The sequence below is a fragment of the Rhodococcus sp. NPDC057297 genome, assembly GCF_042667435.1.
In the GTDB taxonomy this organism is placed as follows: domain Bacteria; phylum Actinomycetota; class Actinomycetes; order Mycobacteriales; family Mycobacteriaceae; genus Rhodococcoides.
In genome coordinates this window covers 220,012-236,634 of record NZ_JBHUZE010000005.1, presented here as the reverse complement: position 1 = coordinate 236,634, position 16,623 = coordinate 220,012, and the positions used below count along the sequence as shown (strand labels likewise).

The 16,623-nt window shown below is 65.0% G+C and carries 13 protein-coding genes and 1 pseudogene; 7 read left to right on the top strand and 7 right to left on the bottom strand.

Annotation, left to right across the window (positions count from 1 at the left end):
• Position 1: 1 nt before the first annotated feature.
• From ACFULT_RS17385 to ACFULT_RS17375, 3 genes are read right to left on the bottom strand one after another with little or no spacing between them, the layout of a single operon-like run.
• Positions 2-1,465: an NAD-dependent succinate-semialdehyde dehydrogenase gene (locus ACFULT_RS17385; protein ID WP_378482007.1), complete on the bottom strand. Its 1,464-nt coding sequence runs from the start codon at positions 1,463-1,465 to the stop codon at positions 2-4.
• A complete protein-coding gene (locus ACFULT_RS17380; RefSeq protein WP_378482006.1) occupies positions 1,462-4,383 on the bottom strand; it encodes an FAD-binding and (Fe-S)-binding domain-containing protein in 2,922 nt (973 codons plus the stop codon). Before ACFULT_RS17380 ends, ACFULT_RS17385 begins: the two co-directional genes overlap by 4 nt.
• Positions 4,380-5,645, bottom strand: a complete 1,266-nt coding sequence (locus ACFULT_RS17375) for an aspartate aminotransferase family protein (protein WP_037110302.1) — start codon at positions 5,643-5,645, stop codon at positions 4,380-4,382. The genes ACFULT_RS17380 and ACFULT_RS17375 overlap by 4 nt, the downstream gene beginning before the upstream one ends.
• 91 nt (positions 5,646-5,736) lie before the next feature.
• On the opposite strand from ACFULT_RS17375, the gene ACFULT_RS17370 reads away from it, so the two are divergent.
• Positions 5,737-6,597 carry a ribokinase gene (locus tag ACFULT_RS17370; protein WP_378482005.1) on the top strand — a complete coding sequence of 287 codons (861 nt, stop codon included), beginning with the start codon at positions 5,737-5,739 and terminating at the stop codon, positions 6,595-6,597.
• 15 nt (positions 6,598-6,612) lie between these two features.
• Here the strand turns inward: ACFULT_RS17370 and crcB are convergent, their stop codons facing one another.
• Entirely contained in the window at positions 6,613-6,984 is a 372-nt protein-coding gene (crcB, locus tag ACFULT_RS17365) for a fluoride efflux transporter CrcB (RefSeq protein ID WP_094721357.1), read from the bottom strand.
• Positions 6,981-7,463 carry a CrcB family protein gene (locus ACFULT_RS17360; protein ID WP_094721420.1) on the bottom strand — a complete coding sequence of 161 codons (483 nt, stop codon included), beginning with the start codon at positions 7,461-7,463 and terminating at the stop codon, positions 6,981-6,983. Before ACFULT_RS17360 ends, crcB begins: the two co-directional genes overlap by 4 nt.
• Before the next feature lie 85 nt (positions 7,464-7,548).
• On the opposite strand from ACFULT_RS17360, the gene ACFULT_RS17355 reads away from it, so the two are divergent.
• The 6 genes and pseudogenes from ACFULT_RS17355 (at position 7,549) to ACFULT_RS17330 (ending at position 13,957) form a co-directional block, all read left to right on the top strand.
• A complete protein-coding gene (locus ACFULT_RS17355) occupies positions 7,549-9,654 on the top strand; it encodes a RecQ family ATP-dependent DNA helicase (protein WP_378482004.1) in 2,106 nt (701 codons plus the stop codon).
• A gap of 158 nt (positions 9,655-9,812) precedes the next feature.
• Positions 9,813-10,352, top strand: a pseudogene (gene ectA, locus ACFULT_RS17350) (diaminobutyrate acetyltransferase); the annotation flags it as partial.
• A 48-nt stretch (positions 10,353-10,400) separates the two neighbouring features.
• Positions 10,401-11,675 carry a diaminobutyrate--2-oxoglutarate transaminase gene (gene ectB, locus ACFULT_RS17345; RefSeq protein WP_241483775.1) on the top strand — a complete coding sequence of 425 codons (1,275 nt, stop codon included), beginning with the start codon at positions 10,401-10,403 and terminating at the stop codon, positions 11,673-11,675.
• Positions 11,676-11,736: 61 nt separating this feature from the next.
• On the top strand, positions 11,737-12,135 hold the full coding sequence (locus tag ACFULT_RS17340) for an ectoine synthase (protein ID WP_019664717.1): 399 nt from the start codon (positions 11,737-11,739) through the stop codon (positions 12,133-12,135).
• 11 nt (positions 12,136-12,146) lie between these two features.
• Positions 12,147-13,079 carry a D-isomer specific 2-hydroxyacid dehydrogenase family protein gene (locus ACFULT_RS17335; RefSeq protein WP_037110354.1) on the top strand — a complete coding sequence of 311 codons (933 nt, stop codon included), beginning with the start codon at positions 12,147-12,149 and terminating at the stop codon, positions 13,077-13,079.
• A 17-nt stretch (positions 13,080-13,096) separates the two neighbouring features.
• Positions 13,097-13,957: an NAD-dependent protein deacetylase gene (locus ACFULT_RS17330; RefSeq protein WP_037110294.1), complete on the top strand. Its 861-nt coding sequence runs from the start codon at positions 13,097-13,099 to the stop codon at positions 13,955-13,957.
• 57 nt (positions 13,958-14,014) lie between these two features.
• On the opposite strand, the gene proB is transcribed toward ACFULT_RS17330, so the two are convergent.
• Both proB and obgE read right to left on the bottom strand, forming a co-directional pair.
• Positions 14,015-15,151: a glutamate 5-kinase gene (gene proB, locus ACFULT_RS17325; protein WP_094721355.1), complete on the bottom strand. Its 1,137-nt coding sequence runs from the start codon at positions 15,149-15,151 to the stop codon at positions 14,015-14,017.
• 6 nt (positions 15,152-15,157) lie between these two features.
• A complete protein-coding gene (gene obgE / locus ACFULT_RS17320) occupies positions 15,158-16,606 on the bottom strand; it encodes a GTPase ObgE (RefSeq protein ID WP_037110291.1) in 1,449 nt (482 codons plus the stop codon).
• Positions 16,607-16,623 lie beyond the last annotated feature (17 nt).

Genomic DNA, 16,623 nt, shown 5'->3' with positions numbered 1-16,623 from the left:
GCTAGGACCTTGGGATAGCAAAATACTTGTACTCGAGGAACTCGTCGATGCCGACCCTGCCGCCCTCGCGGCCCAACCCCGATTGCTTGACTCCGCCGAACGGCGCCGCCGGGTTGGACACCAGCCCGGTGTTCAACCCGACCATTCCTACTTCCAACCGCTCCCCCATCCGGAGCGCTCGATCGATGTCCTGCGTGAAGACGTATCCGACGAGTCCCCATTCGGTGTCGTTGGCCAACGCGATCACCTCGTCCTCGGTGTCGTACGGAACGACAGCGGCCACCGGGCCGAAGATCTCGGTCGACATCAGATCCGACGTGGGATCCACCGAATCGAGCACGGTAGGCGGATAGAAGTAGCCAGGTCCGTCGTCCTGCGCACCGCCGACGACGGCGCGCGCGCCGCGTCCCAGGGCGTCGTCGACCAGACGCTGCACCTTGGCGCGGCCCGCCTCGTCGATCAACGGCCCGACCTCGACACCGGCTCTGGCACCTGGGCCCACCTCCAGTGCGTCCATTCGCGCACCGAGCTTCTCGGCGAACTCTGCTGCTACGGAACGATGTACGAAGAACCGGTTCGCCGCGGTGCATGCCTCACCCATGTTGCGCATTTTCGCCACCATCGCCCCGTCCACGGCCCGGTCGACGTCGGCGCCCTCGGCGACGACGAAAGGTGCGTTGCCACCGAGTTCCATCGACGTACGCATCACCGTCGGTGCGGCTTGCGCGAGAAGGATTTTCCCCACCTCGGTCGATCCGGTGAAACTGATCTTGCGCGCCTCGCCGCTTGCCATCCACGATCCGACGACACCCGCAGCGTCGGTCGTCGGAACGACGTTCACGACTCCGTCCGGTACCCCCGCCTCGGCGAGAATCGCCGCGAGCGCCAGCGCGGTCAACGGCGTCTGCTCGGCCGGTTTGAACACCACAGTGCACCCAGCGGCCAGTGCAGGGCCGATCTTTCGCGTACCCATGGCGAGCGGGAAGTTCCACGGGGTGACCAGGATGCACGGTCCAACGGGTTCGCGGGTGACGATGATGCGATTCTTGCCGTCGCCGGTCAGGGTGTGATCACCCGAGATCCGTACTGCTTCCTCGGAGAACCACCGAAAGAATTCGGCCCCGTACGCAACCTCACCACGTGCATCGGCCAGCGGCTTGCCCATCTCCGCAGTGATGATCGCGGCCAATTCCTCGGTGCGCTCGATAACCAACTCGAACGCGCGACGGAGGATGATGCTGCGTTCGCGGGGAGCCGTCTGGGCCCACGACTTCTGGGCTTTCGCCGCGGCTGTCATGGCCGCCTCCGCGTCCGCGACGGCCCCGTCGGCCACGGTGGCGATGGTCTCCCCGGTCGCGGGATCGACCACGTCGAAGGTCTTTCCCCCGTGTGCGTCCTGCCAGCTGCCGCCGATGAACACCTGTGTCGGTGAACCGATCTCGGGTCGGGTCAGTGATGTGGTCATACGTCCCTCCTGGTGGTACCTGGATCCAGAATGTGTGCAAGATGCGTCGAGGCTCCGGCGCTGTGGTTGTCGGTGAGCTGGCGGACCTGCATATGGCAACTGAAGCCGTCGGTCAGGATCGGGCGATTCCCGGCCCGACGCACGGCCGGCGCGAGGGCCTGCTCGGAGACCTTCATGCTCATCTCGTAATGATTCGGTTCGAAGCCGAAATTTCCTGCCACACCGCAGCATCCAGTTGCTTCGTCGACCGACTCGATGCCCGCTGCGGCCAGTGCCTTCCGCTGAGTGGCTTCACCGAAAACAGCATATTCGTGGCAGTGCGTCTGGACGGTCACGGCGTCAGGGACCGGCCCCGATGGTGTCCATCCGCCCGCCGCTTGGTCGATCACGGCACCCGCGAAGCTCCGTACGCGTGCTGCGACGCGTCGGGCTGCGTCGGTGTTCACCAGTTCCGGCAGGTCCTTCTTCAGTGCCGCCGCACAACTCGGTTCTGTGACGACGATGGGACGGTCGGTCCCGTCGTCGAGCGCGTCCGCCGTCCGAGCGAGGTGCTTCCTGGCCGTCGCAAGCTGCCCGGTGGAGATCCAGGTGAGCCCGCAGCAGACGTCGCTGCGGCACTCGGCTGTTCGGCCGCCGTCGGCGAGGACCCGAACCGCAGCGCCGACGATCTCCGGTCGAAACCCTCTGGTGAACGAGTCGACGAACAGCACGACGTCACCGCCCTGAACCGAGCCGGCGGTCTGCGCCTTCAGTTCTGCACGTGATGCGAATCGAGGAAGCGCACGCTCGGTCGTCAGTCCTCCGAGTTTCGCAGCCAGGACACCGATTCTCGGTGTCAGCACGGCATTGAGCGCCGGAGCGATGCGCGACGTCAGCTTCAGCCACCGCGGAAGCCATCCCAGGGAATAGTGCGCCAACGGACGCACCCGACCAGCGTAGTGATGGTCGAGGAACTCCGCCTTGTAGGTCGCCATGTCCACACCGACCGGGCAGTCGGAGGAGCACGCCTTGCAGGACAGGCACAGATCGAGGGATTCCTTGACATCGGCGGATGCCCATCCGTCGGCGACGGTCCTCGAGCTGCGCACCATCTCCTGCAGCACTCGTGCCCGCCCGCGGGTGGAATCCTTCTCGTCACCGGTCGCCCGGAAACTGGGGCACATCACTCCGCCGCTGCTCGATCGACAGCGGCCGACTCCGACACAGGATTGTGTGGCGTGCACGAACGGATCGAGATCCGGGCGCGCGCTGACGTCCGGGCCCGATCCGATCTGGTGCAGATCGAACGTCGTCTTCCACTCCCGATTCGGAATATCAGCCAGTGCAAGGTCTTTCATCATCGGTGCCGGGTCGGTGATACTGCCCGGGTTGAGTAGTCCCCCCGGATCCCAGATACGCTTGAAACGCGCGAATGCGCCCAACATCGTGGCCGAGTACATCACCGGTAGCAGCTCCGAGCGCGCGCGTCCGTCGCCGTGTTCGCCGGACAGTGAGCCGCCGTGCCGGACCACCAGTGTTGCTGCATCCCGCAGGAACGCGTTCATTGTCGCGCGGCCCCCATCGGTCCGCTGGTCGAACGTGATGCGCACGTGCATACATCCCGCACCGAAATGCCCGTACATCACGCCGGTCAAGCCGTGGCGCGCCAGCAGGTCGCGAAAGTCCGCGAGGTACGCGGCCAGATTCTCCGGCGCTACCGCCGAATCTTCCCAACCAGGCCAGGATTCGGTGATACCGCTCTTGCCGTCGGACATGCGTGCCGACAGTCCGGCGCCGTCCTCACGCACTCGCCACAACGACTTCCGCTCGGACGGATCGGCAACGACACGACCGTCCTTCAACCGTCCCAGTTGCCGGAGCCTCTCGAGGAGACGCTCGGCCTTGTCCTCGACTTCGATGGGGTCCTCGCCGTCGAGGTCGACGTACAACCAGGCGTTTCCCGACGGGAGGCCGCGCACCGAGTCTGCGCCGCGACGCAACCGCATGGTGTCGACGATCTTCTCGTCGATGCCTTCGATTGCAGCGGGAGAGAATTCGAGAATTGTCATGACGTCCTCGGCGGCCTCGACGACGTCCTCGTATCCGAGGCTGAGCAACAGCGCCGCGGGAGGTATCTCCACGAGGGAAACCGTCACGGCGACGACGATCGCGCAGGTACCCTCGCTTCCCACGAGCGCACGTGCCACGTCGAACCCGTTCTCGGGCAACAAGGTCGACAGGTGAAACCCCGAAACCTGGCGAGGGATGAGCCCGAGCTCGAGACGGAAGTCCGCCATGTGATCGGAGACGAGCGACGTCAAGTCCTCGGTGATCCGCGCAGCTGCCTCGATCGACTCGGAGTCGAACGGGTCCACCGCGGTGAGTCCGTCCCGTGTGGCACGCACGAGGTGACCGTCCACGGTGACGACATCGAGGGCGATCGTGTGGTCTGCTGTACGTCCGTAACGCACCGAGTGGTTGCCGCAGGCGTCGTTGCCCACCGCGCCGCCGACGGTGGCCCGGAACTTGCTCGACGGATCGGGTGCGTACGTCAGCGCCCCTGCCGTCTCCGCCGACACCGCGGCGGCGAGTTCGGAGATGACGATTCCCGGTTCGACGACAGCAGACTTCCCTGGCTGGTCGATCGACACGACTCGAGTCATGTGGCGAGAGAAGTCGAGAACGACCCCAGCACCGATCGCATTGCCGGCCATGGACGTGCCGCCGCCACGGCTGACTATGGGTACGCCGGCACTCGTACATGCTCGGACCACGATCCGGACCTCGTCCGCGCTCTTGGGAAACACGACAGCGATGGGCGGGACACGGTAGTTCGAGGCGTCGTAGGAGTACTCGGCACGCCGCCGAGGTGAGTCGTCCACCTCGATGTCCGTCCTCCGCAGGACGCCGAGGACGGACGAGGCATCGAGAACGCTCACAGTGCTCGCTTCAGGGTTCTGGCGATTGCGTCGAGCCCTTCCGCGACCTCGTCGTCGGTGACCACGAGCGCGGGAATGATCCGAACGACATTTCCGAACCCGCCACAGGTGAGCAGCAGGAGACCTTCGGAGATGGCCGTCTGCTGCACGCGCGTCGCAGCCGCGGCGTCGGGTTCTCCGTTCTCGTCGACGAATTCGAGTGCTTGCATCAGACCGAGGCCGCGAGCATCACCGATGGCCGAATACTGCCCCTTCAGGTCGTTCAGTCCCTCGAGAAGTACCGCACCCTGTTCGGCAGCGTTGTCGACGAGGCCCTCGTCGCGCACGACGTCGAGTGTGGCCACGGCGGCGGCGGCGGCAACGGCGTTGCCGCCGTAAGTTCCTCCCTGCGAACCCGGCCATGCCTTGGACATGAGTTCTTCGGACGCAGCGATTGCCGAGATCGGGAATCCCGAAGCGAGTCCCTTCGCGGTGATGACGATATCGGGGCGCGCAGCGGAGTGCTCGTGGCCCCAGAACTTGCCGGTGCGTCCGACACCCGCCTGAACTTCGTCGAAGATGAGGACGATGTCGTGTCGATCCGCGCGCTCGCGCAGTCCTTCGAGGAACGCGGGCGGTGTCGGCAGATAGCCACCGTCGCCGAGCACAGGTTCGATGATGAATGCAGCAGTGTCCGCGGGGCTGGACACGGTCGCCAGAAGGTAGTCGAGCTCTTTCAGAGCGAACGCCACGGACGTCTCGGTGTCCCAGCCGTAGCGGAATGCGTAGGGGAACGGGGCGATGTGAACGCCTCCCATGATGGGCGAGAAGCCCGAGCGGAATTTCGTGCCCGCCGTCGTCAGCGACGCCGCCGCGACCGTGCGGCCGTGGAATCCTCCGTGGAACGCGATGATGTTGGGGCGCCCGGTGGCCATCCGGGCGAGGCGGATCGATGCCTCGACGGCTTCGGAGCCGGAGTTGGCGTAGAAGACGCTGTTCAGTCCGGCGGGGAGTACGTCACCCAGTTTCTCGGTCAGTTCCAGGAGCGGCTTGTGCATGACGGTCGTGTACTGCGCGTGAATGATCTTGCCGACCTGTTCGCGCGCGGCCTCGACGACCTTCGGGTGGCAGTGTCCGGTGCTGGTGACGCCGATTCCGGTGGTGAAATCCAGGTACTTGTTTCCGTCGGTTCCGTAGATCCAGCTGCCCGACGCGTAGTCGACGACAACCGGTGTGGCCTGCTTGAGTGCGGGGCTGAGGTGAGTGCGAGCTGGAGCTGTCATGCGAGCTATCGTGGTTCAGGATTTGCAGATTGTCAACAATCTGCAACCAATCGCTTCGCCGGGCTCTCGACGACATGGATATCGTCGGCTCATGCCAACGACCCGTGTTGCCGTCCTCGGCAGCATCAACATGGACCTCACGACGTTCACGCCGCGACTGCCGCAGCCGGGCGAGACCCTTCTCGGCACCACCTTCGCAGCCTCACAGGGAGGCAAGGGCGCAAATCAGGCGCTGGCGGCCGCACGCTCGGGCGCCGACACGACCTTCCTCGGGGCCGTCGGCTCCGACGCGTTCGGCCAGGATCTGATCGACACTCTGACCGAGGCCGGCGTCGACACATCCCTGGTTCGCCGCGTCGACGGACCGAGCGGCGTCGCCTCGATATCCGTGGACAGCGAGGGCGAGAACACGATCGTCGTCGTCGCGGGCGCCAACTCGTCACTGCTCGCCCTGTCCGACGCCGAGCGTGACGCCATCGCGGGGGCCGACGTCCTCATGTGCCAACTCGAGATCCCGCTGGAGACCGTCGTCGAGGGCGCCACACACGCGCACGGCAACGACACCCTCGTCGTACTCAATCCCTCTCCTGTACAGGCTCTTCCGGACGCGCTTGTCGAGGCCGTCGACGTCCTCGTCGTCAACGAAGCCGAGGCACGGGAGTTGCCCGACGTCGTCTCCCGAGTGCCGCACATCGTAACCACGCTGGGTGCGCGAGGTGCGCACTACCGCGGCCCTGATTCGGCATCGGATTTCCGCTCGCCTACGGTCGACGCGATCGACACCACAGGAGCGGGCGACGCGTTCACCGGGGCGCTCGCCGCCGAGTGGTTCGCCGGACCCGACGAAGCAATCCGGTGGGCTTGTGCCGCAGGCGCTTTCGCCGCAACGCGACGGGGAGCCGGTTCCTCGTCGGGAACACGCGCGGACATTCGGGGCGTCGGGCAGGAATGAGCGGACTCCGGGCCGTCAAGCAAGCCCGGCGAGCCCGAATCCCGCGGCACACGACGCAACCGACAGCACGAGCGTGCCGACGGCGTAGCCGAGGGCCTTCGCATGCTTCCCGGATCGAACGAGCCGGACGGTGTCGACGCTCGCGGTGCTGAAGGTGGTGTACCCGCCGCAGAATCCGGTTCCGATCACGGCTTGAAGGTCCGTCGAACCATCCTGCAGCACAACGAGCCCCGCCAGAAATCCGAGCACGAGAGAACCCGAGACGTTGATGGCGGCGATCGCCCACGGAAACCCCGATCGTGGAAATCGGTCACCGAACCAGGAATCGACGACGAACCGCGCGACGGCACCGAACGCGCCCGCGAGCGCTACGAGCACGACGATCACCGGAGGTTTCCTCGGCGATGAGCGGCTGCTCCGACGACGATGCCTGCCCAGGCGGCTGCGCCACCGAGTGCCACGGTCGAGATCCCGTAGGCCACGGCGGTGGTCCAGTGTCCGTCACGGGTCAGCAGCACCGCTTCCAAGGCAAACGTGCTGTATGTGGTGAACGCGCCGCAGAACCCCGTTCCCGCGAGCAGACGTAGTCGTTGGCGCACACCGGTATCCGGTCCACGCCTCGCCAAGTTCTCCAGCACGAGGCCGAGGACGAACGCTCCGACTATGTTGATCACGAAGGTTGCCACCGGCCACTCGGGACTACGGTGCGGCAACGCCTCCTCCACACCGACCCGGGCGAGCGTTCCCACGACGCCACCGCCGAAAACCAGCGCGAGCGCCGACATGCTCGAGTGCAGCGGCCGCGTCGACGTCGCTTCGCGCTTTTCAGGATCCCCGCTGCAATCGCGGCCTCCGCCGTCGCCCATGTCGCCTCCTCGTACCATCTTCTGCAGAAGAGTATCGGCCCTCGCCCGGTCGATCCTTGTCACACCGGTGCGGCACGATGGTGCCATGACGACCGCATCGCACACGCCGACAGACCTGCGCGCCGACGCCGAGCGCCTGCTCCGCGAGCTCGCGGGGGACGGTGCGAGCCTGCGCGAGGATCAATGGGTCGCCATCGAGGCACTCGTCGTCGGTCGACGCAGGGCACTGGTGGTCCAGCGAACCGGGTGGGGAAAGTCGGCGGTGTACTTCATCGCAGCGAAGTTGCTTCGTGAACAAGGCCTGGGCCCGACGGTCATCGTCTCTCCGTTGTTGGCACTGATGCGCAACCAGGTCGCGTCGGCGGAGCGTGCGGGAGTGAAGGCCGCGACCATCAACTCCGGAAACATGACCGAATGGGAGGACATCCACACCGACGTCGCGGCGGGCAGACTGGACGTCCTGCTCGTCAGCCCGGAGCGCCTGAACAACCCGGACTTCCGCGATCAGGTCCTGCCCTCGCTGGCCGGGGACGCCGGCCTGGTGGTCGTCGACGAGGCTCATTGCGTATCGGACTGGGGCCATGATTTCCGGCCGGACTATCGCCGCATCAGGACATTGATCTCCGAACTGAGAGAAGGAATTCCGGTTCTGGCAACCACCGCGACCGCCAACGACAGAGTGGTGTCGGACGTCGCCGCACAGTTGGGGGTCGGCGGCGGGGACACCCTCGTGCTGCGCGGAGGTCTCGAACGGGAGTCACTGCATCTGTCGGTCGTGAAGATCGAGAACTCGACCGAGCGAGCGGCGTGGCTCGCGTCGCATCTGGCGCAACTGCCCGGTTCCGGGATCATCTACACCCTGACGGTCTCCGCAGCCAAGGACCTGGCCGCGCTGCTGTCCGATCAAGGCCTGGCCGTCGCCGCGTATACCGGCCAGACCGACACCACGGAACGAGAGTCACTCGAGACCGACCTACTGAACAACGACGTCAAGGCACTTGTCGCGACCTCGGCGCTCGGGATGGGCTTCGACAAACCGGACCTCGGTTTCGTCGTCCACATGGGAGCCCCCTCTTCGCCGATCTCGTACTACCAGCAGGTCGGGCGTGCAGGCCGCGGCACCGATCGCGCCGAGGTGATCCTGCTTCCGGGTCACGAGGACAAGCAGATATGGAGCTACTTCGCCTCGGTTGCGTTTCCGCGCGAACACGTCGTCAGACAGGTCATCGAGACTCTCGATCCGGTGAAACCTCAGTCGACGCCGGCTCTCGAACCCCTGGTCGACTTGAACCGCAGTCGGTTGGAGATGGTCCTCAAAGTCCTCGACGTGGACGGCGCGGTACAGCGTGTGCGTGGAGGGTGGATCGCGACCGGCGAGCCGTGGACGTACGACGCCGAGCGCTACGAGCGGCTCGAGCAAGCACGAGACTCCGAACAACAGGCCATGGTCGACTACCAACGCACCGATGGCTGCCGCATGGATTTCCTCCGGCGCCAACTCGACGACCCGGACCTTACGGACACAACGTCGCACTGTGGCCGATGCGACAATTGCACAGGTCAGTCTTACTCTGCACAGGTCGGTCAGGACGCCGTCGATCAGACTCGCAGCAGATTGGACCGCCCGGGAATCGACCTTCCCCCACGCAAACAGTGGCCGAGCGGAATGAAGAAGCTCGGCGTCTCACTGTCGGGAAAGATCACCGACGGGCACGAGCCTGGCCGCATCCTGGGAAGACTGACGGATCTCGTCTGGGGAAACCGCCTGCGTTCGGCCCTCGACGGCCCGGACGAAGCAGCGCCGTCGTCGTTGATCGATGGATGCATCAAGGTCCTCGCATCATGGGATTGGAAGGTCCGCCCCACGGCCGTCCTGGCCCTCGAATCCGTATCTCATCCGGTTCTGGTCCGGTCCGTGGCGGGCGAGCTCGCGCGGATCGGCCGGCTCACCGACCTGGGTGTTCTCGGTCCACGTCCGGGTCATCCGGCGGTGGCGGCCGCCAACTCCGCTTTCCGGGTCGCGGGGCTCGTGGACTCCTGGGACATCCCGGACCTCGGTCAGGTCGACGGTCCGATTCTGCTGGTCGACCTCGTGACCGACACCGGATGGACGTTCACGTGCGCTGCTGACGCTCTGCGGAAGGCGGGAGCGGACGCCGTGCTCCCGTTCGCTCTCGCCACCCCCAAGTAGACACCCGGTGACAGTAAGTCCAGACTGTGGATCTCCGGCGAGCAAACGAGCCCCGAACCGTTCGCCCTCGTCCTGAATCACACATTTGTGACCAGCGTCACATTCACCCTCTAACCAGGGGAAGCAGGGTGGTTTAGAGGGCCAATTTCCCGGGGTACATGAAAAGCCATGGCCACCTTGTTACGTTTGTATTTCCTATGAAGCCCGCACAGCTGAGAGCGACCTCAATCACTGCGCCGGACGCAGTGAAGTTTCGTAGTCCAAAGATCTCCGACGGAGTCCGGCTCTGGGAGATCGCAAGAGATTCGAGGGTGCTCGATCTCAACTCGAGTTACTCGTACATCCTGTGGTGCAGAGATTTTGCTGCAACGTCCGTGGTGTCGGACGTCGACGGCAGAGCAGTTGGTTTCGTCACCGGCTACATCCGGCAGGACTCCCCCACAACGTTTTTCGTGTGGCAGGTTGCGGTCGATGCCGATCAACGAGGCAAAGGCCTCGCCGGTCGTATGTTGAACGAACTCCTCGATCGCCTGACCCCCCAGGGCATCACACACTTGGAAACGACGATCAGCCCCGACAACGAGGCATCGATCGCGCTGTTCACGGCCCTCGCTCGAACACGAGGAACCGAGATAAGAAAATCAGATCTGTTCGCGCCCAATGATTTCCCTGATAGCCACGAGGCCGAGGAGCTCTACACCGTAGGCCCCGCCGCCGTGCGCACAAACGAAAGGAACAAGCAGAACATGACCGAAAAGACCGTTGCCACAGAGAAGCCCGACGTCTTCGAGACCGTCGAGTCCGCCGTCCGTAGCTACAGCCGTCAGTGGCCCGCTGTGTTCAAGACCGCGAAGAACTCGACCCTCGTGGACGAGAACGGCCGCGAGTACCTCGACTTCTTCGGTGGCGCCGGCGCACTGAACTACGGCCACAACAACCAGATCCTCAAGGACGCCCTCGTCGAATACATCCAGAGCGACGGCATCACGCACGGTCTGGACATGTCCACCGTCGCGAAGCGTGAGTTCCTGGAGTCGTTCAAGAAGAACATCCTCGACCCTCGCGGACTCGACTACAAGGTTCAGTTCCCCGGACCCACAGGCGCCAACACCGTCGAGGCAGCTCTGAAGCTCGCCCGTAAAGTGACCGGCCGTGAGTCGATCATCAACTTCACCAACGCTTTCCACGGCATGACACTCGGCGCGTTGTCGGTCACCGGCAACTCGATGAAGCGAGCTGGCGCCGGAATTCCGCTGGTGCACACCACCCCGATGCCGTACGACAACTACTTCGGCGGCGTCACCGAGGACTTCCAGTGGTTCGAGCGCGTGCTCGACGACTCCGGTAGCGGATTCAACCGTCCGGCAGCCGTCATCGTCGAGACCATCCAGGGTGAAGGCGGCATCAACGTCGCACGTCCGGAATGGCTGCGCGCTCTCGCTGAACTGTGCTCGCGTCGCGAGATCCTACTGATCGTCGACGACGTGCAGATGGGCTGCGGCCGCACCGGTCAGTTCTTCTCCTTCGAAGAAGCAGGCATCGTTCCGGACATCGTCACGCTGTCCAAGTCCATCGGTGGCTACGGAATGCCGATGGCGCTGACCCTCTTCAAGCCGGAACTCGACGTGTGGGCACCGGGTGAGCACAACGGCACCTTCCGCGGATTCAATCCGTCGTTCGTCACCTCGAAGACGGCCATCGACACCTACTGGTCCGACGACAAGTTCGAGAAGGAAGTTCTCGCCAAGGGCGAGCACATCCAGGACAACTTCATCAAACTCTGCGCCAAGTACGACGGAGTGTCGACCCGCGGTCGCGGCATGGTCCAAGCGCTCGTCTTCGACGAACCGGAGAAGGCAGGCAAGGTCGCTGCCCTCTGCTACGACGAGGGACTGCTCGTCGAGACCGCAGGTCCGTCCGACGAGGTCGTCAAGCTGCTTCCGCCGCTGACCACCACCGTCGAGGAACTCGATCGCGGCTTGGACATCATCGCAGGCGCAACTGCCAAGGTGTGCTCCTGACCCGTGCAGGATCGAATCCTGCACATCGTCGAGTTGCACATTCGTTGAAGGGAGACAACACATGATCGTACGTACCACCGAGGAAATCACCGGAACCGATCGCGACATCTCGAGCGAGGACGGCAACTGGCGTAGCAAGCGCATCGTGCTGGGCGGCGACAAGGTCGGATTCTCGTTCCACGAGACCACCATTCAGGCCGGCACGGTGAACAACTTCCACTACGCCAACCACATCGAAGCCGTCTGGTTGATCGAGGGGGAAGGCACGTTGACCGATCGCGAGACCGGCGAAACGTACGAACTCGGTCCGGGGTCGATGTACCTGCTCAACGGCAACGAGCGCCACACCGTCGAGCCTCGCACCCAGATGCGCATGCTGTGCGTGTTCAACCCGCCCGTCGTCGGAAACGAAACCCACGACGAGAACGGTGTCTACCCTCTCGTGGAAGTTCCCGCATAAGCTTGCTCTTCATGACTCCACCCCGCTCGATTCCAGTTGCCGTCGGCCCCGAAGAGGACCGAATCACGGTTTCCGCAATCGAGCGGGGTGGAGCCGTTGTGGCTCCATTGGACAGAGCCTCGGGACTCGTGTGGACCGAGGGACCGTCGAGGTTCCCTGCGACGCTCCCCTCGAACGTCGAATGGGTGCAACTGCCGTCTGCAGGCGTCGAAGCCTGGTTCGACGCAGGAATACTCGCCGCCCATCCTTCCGTCCTGTTCACCTCCGCCGCCGGCGCCTTCGCCGCGACTGTCGCCGAACACGCGCTAGCCCTGCTGCTCGCCGGTGTGCGCGCTCTCCCTGAACACCTCGAAGCCCGCTCGTGGCAACCGGAACGGTTCATGAGCAGAGTCGGTACCCTCCGGGGGTCGACGGTCACGATCCTCGGAGCAGGCGGCATCGGCCGGGCGTTGATCCCACCGCTTACCGCGCTGGGAGCGGATGTCGTAGCCGTGAACCGTTCGGGTCGACCTGTGCCTGGTGCCGTACGCACGCTGCCCGTCGCCGCTCTCGCCGATGTGTGGCCCCTCACCGACCATGTCGTGATCGCCGCGCCGGCCACACCGGCCACCCGTCACCTCGTCGGCGAACACGAACTGGCCCGGCTGCAGAAACACTCGTGGGTGATCAACGTGGCACGGGGTTCACTCGTAGACACAGATGCCCTGATCGACGCTCTGACCGCACGCACCATCGGCGGCGCCGGCCTCGATGTCACCGACCCCGAGCCGCTGCCCGACGGTCATCCCCTGTGGACGTTGCCGAACGCGATCGTCACTCCGCACGACTCCAACCCGACAACGCTGCGTCACGCCGCATTCGCCGACCACGTCGCAGCCAACGTCGCGCGCTTCGTCGCAGGTGAAACGCTTGCCGCCCGCATCGACTCGACGCAGGGATACTGAGCGCTAACCTGGAGAACGTGGCAACGACCGTTCGCGCAGTCTCCTCGGCGAGTCAGCTCGACGACATCGTCGAGTTGCTGACCGACAAGCGGGTCGCCGTCGTATCGGGCGCGGGTATGTCCACCGATTCCGGGATTCCCGATTACCGAGGCCCGGACTCTCCGCCGCGAAACCCCATGACCTTTCAACAGTTCGTCGGCGACGACGAGTTTCGCCGTCACTACTGGGCACGCAACCACGTCGGCTGGCGGCACATGGACGCTGCCCAACCCAACCGCGGCCACCGGGCTCTCGCCGCACTGGAGCGCCGCGGAAACGTCTCCGGTGTCATCACTCAGAACGTCGACATGCTGCACACCAAGGCAGGCAGCCGCCGCGTCATCGACCTGCACGGTGTCTACGCTCGGGTCACGTGCCTGAACTGCGGACAGCTCGTGTCCAGGTACACGCTGGCACGACGCCTCGAGATGCGAAACCCGGGCTTTCTCGCCAGCGTTGCCCCGGCCGACGGCGTCGAAATCGCGCCCGACGCCGACGCTGTCATCTCCAGCACCGCCCACTTCCGCATGGTGGATTGCGAGAACTGCGGTGGTGTGCTGAAACCGGACATCGTGTACTTCGGGGAAAGCGTCCCCAAGCCTCGAGTCGCGGAAGCCTTCGACCTCGTCGACTCGGCGGACGCACTTCTCGTACTCGGATCGTCTCTCACGGTGATGTCGGGCTTGCGGTTCGTCCGCCGCGCCGCGAAAGCAGGCATCCCCATCGTCGTGGTCAACCGTGGATCCACCCGAGGCGACGAATTCGCATCGATCGTCAGCGCGGCAGGGTGCTCGGAAACTCTCTCCGGACTGCTCGACGCGCTGCCGCCAGTGCACTGACCACAACCGCAACCGGCCCCTGGCGCTCCTCACCGCGTCAATAAATTCCCGAGTCCGCTACAGCTCCACGGACACCAGGTCGTCGGCGTGAACCACTGGCCGCTGGAGTTCGGGAGCCAGGTCGGAGCTCGACTTTCCGAGCATGCCGGACAACTCGGACGCGTCGTACGCCACTACTCCCCTGGCGACGACGGATCCTTCGGGATCGCGCAGTGCAACTACGTCGCCTCCGTGGAAGTTGCCGGTGATCCCGACGATGCCGGCGGACAGCAGCGAGCGCCTGAGGTCCACGACGGCACGCACGGCACCTGCGTCGAGGTGCAGGTCGCCGTCGACGTCCGCGGCGTGCCGGACCCAGAACTTCCGTGACGACAGTCGGACCGGCCGGGCAGCGAAAGCCGTTCCGACTCCCGCATTGGTGAGAGCGTCGTTCGCGTCGGACGCAGCGGCAAGCAGGACGGGAACCCCAGCATCGGCTGCGAGTCGCGCAGCGGACAATTTGGAGGCCATTCCGCCCGTTCCGAGTGCTCCTCCAGACCCTGCAACCACTCCGTCCAGGTCTTCCGGGCTGTCGACCTCGGGGATGAGCGTCGCACCGCCTTTGCGCGGGTCGCCGTCGTACAGGCCGTCCACGTCGGACAGCAGAACCAGTGCGTCTGCTCCCGACAGGTGCGCGACGAGGGCTGCCAGACGATCGTTGTCACCGAATCGGATCTCGGCGGTGGCGACGGTGTCGTTCTCGTTCACCACGGCGACCGCTCCGAGCGAACGCAATCGGTCCAACGTACGCTGCGCGTTCCGGTGATTGGTGCGTCTGGCGATGTCCTCGGCCGTCAGCAGAACCTGTCCGACGGTACGACCGAAACGTCCGAACGACGTACCCCATGCATGCGCCAACGCGAGCTGCCCGACACTGGCCGCAGCCTGCTTGGTCGCGAGGTCTCGTGGCCGCTTGGTCAATCCGAGCGGCGCGATTCCCGCGCCGATGGCACCGGACGACACGACGATCACGTCGGTCCCGGCACGCATACGAGTCTCGACGGCTTCCGCCAACGCATCGAGACGCGTGACGTCGAGGCCGCCGACCAGGGACGTCAGCGCCGAGGATCCGATCTTGACGACGATGCGCTTGGCGCCCGCGATGGTGCCTCTCGTCGCCGATACCCTTGACGCAGAATCGGATTCAGCGCTCACATTCCCTCACTCTTCGGGGTCGAGCCCACGCCGGACTCGACGAGCATGCTTACGTTCGTCCGCGCTGATGCGCTCGACCTGATCGAGCCGTGCGTCGGTACCACGTCCGGTGCGGACGATGTCGACGCCGGCGGAAGTCTGCGGTTCCCAGTCGAACGTGACGTCACCGATGGTGACCGATGCGCCCGGCTCCGCTCCGAGTTTGATCAACGCGTCCTCGACGCCGAGGCGTGCCAACCTGTCGGCGAGGTAACCCACGGCCTCGTCGTTGCTGAACTGTGTCTGCGCAACCCACCGTTCGGGTCGGGTACCGAGCACCAGGAAACCGCCGGGCACGTCGGGATCCTTGACGACCTCGAAGCCGTCCTCGTTGCGTGCCACTGGACGGATGACTGCACGACGAGGCTCTGCGGGCGGGTGCGCCACCCGGTACTCCTCGACCATCTTGGCCAGGGCGAAGATCAAGGGCTTCAATCCTTCTCGGCTCACAGCCGAGATGGTGAACACCGGCCAACCGCGCGCCTCGAACTCGGGGGTCACCATCTCGGCGAGCTCGGCAGCCTCCGGGATGTCGGCCTTGTTGAGCACGACGATGCGTGGACGGTCGGCCAGGTCACCCAGGCTCGCGTCACCGAGCAGCGCGGGCTTGTAGGCAGCGAGTTCTGCTTCCAGCGCGTCGACGTCCGAGACCGGATCGCGACCGGGATCCAGTGTCGCGCAGTCGACCACGTGAGCGAGCACCGCTGTCCGCTCCAGGTGCCGGAGGAAGTCGAGACCGAGGCCCTTTCCCTGGCTGGCTCCGGGAATCAGGCCAGGAACGTCGGCGACGGTGTAAGTCGTGTCACCGCTGGACACGACACCCAGGTTCGGCACGAGCGTGGTGAACGGGTAGTCCGCGATCTTCGGCTTGGCGGCCGACAGCACCGACACGAGAGACGATTTGCCGGCGGAGGGAAAACCGACGAGCCCGATGTCCGCGACGGATTTGAGCTCGAGCACCAGGTCGCGCTCGACCCCTTCCTCACCGAGGAGAGCGAAGCCGGGAGCCTTACGAGCTTTGGACGACAGCGCTGCGTTACCGAGTCCGCCCCGGCCGCCGGGCGCAGCGTCGAATCGCGTGCCCTCTCCGATCATGTCGGCGAGAATGCGGCCGTCCTTGTCGAGGACGACGGTGCCGTCGGGCACCTTCAGGATCAGATCCTCGCCGTTGGCGCCCTCTCGGTTGCCACCCATGCCCTGGGTTCCGTTGCTGGCCTTGGCGTGCGAGTGGAAGTGGAAGTCGAGCAGAGTGTGCACGCTGCTGTCGACGACGAAGACGACTCCGCCTCCGCGTCCACCGTTGCCGCCGTCGGGTCCGCCGAGCGGTTTGAACTTCTCGCGATGAACCGAAGCGCAGCCGTTGCCGCCTTTACCGGCGCTGACGTGCAGCACCACGCGGTCTATGAATCGTGACATGGCTGCCTTCGATCCTT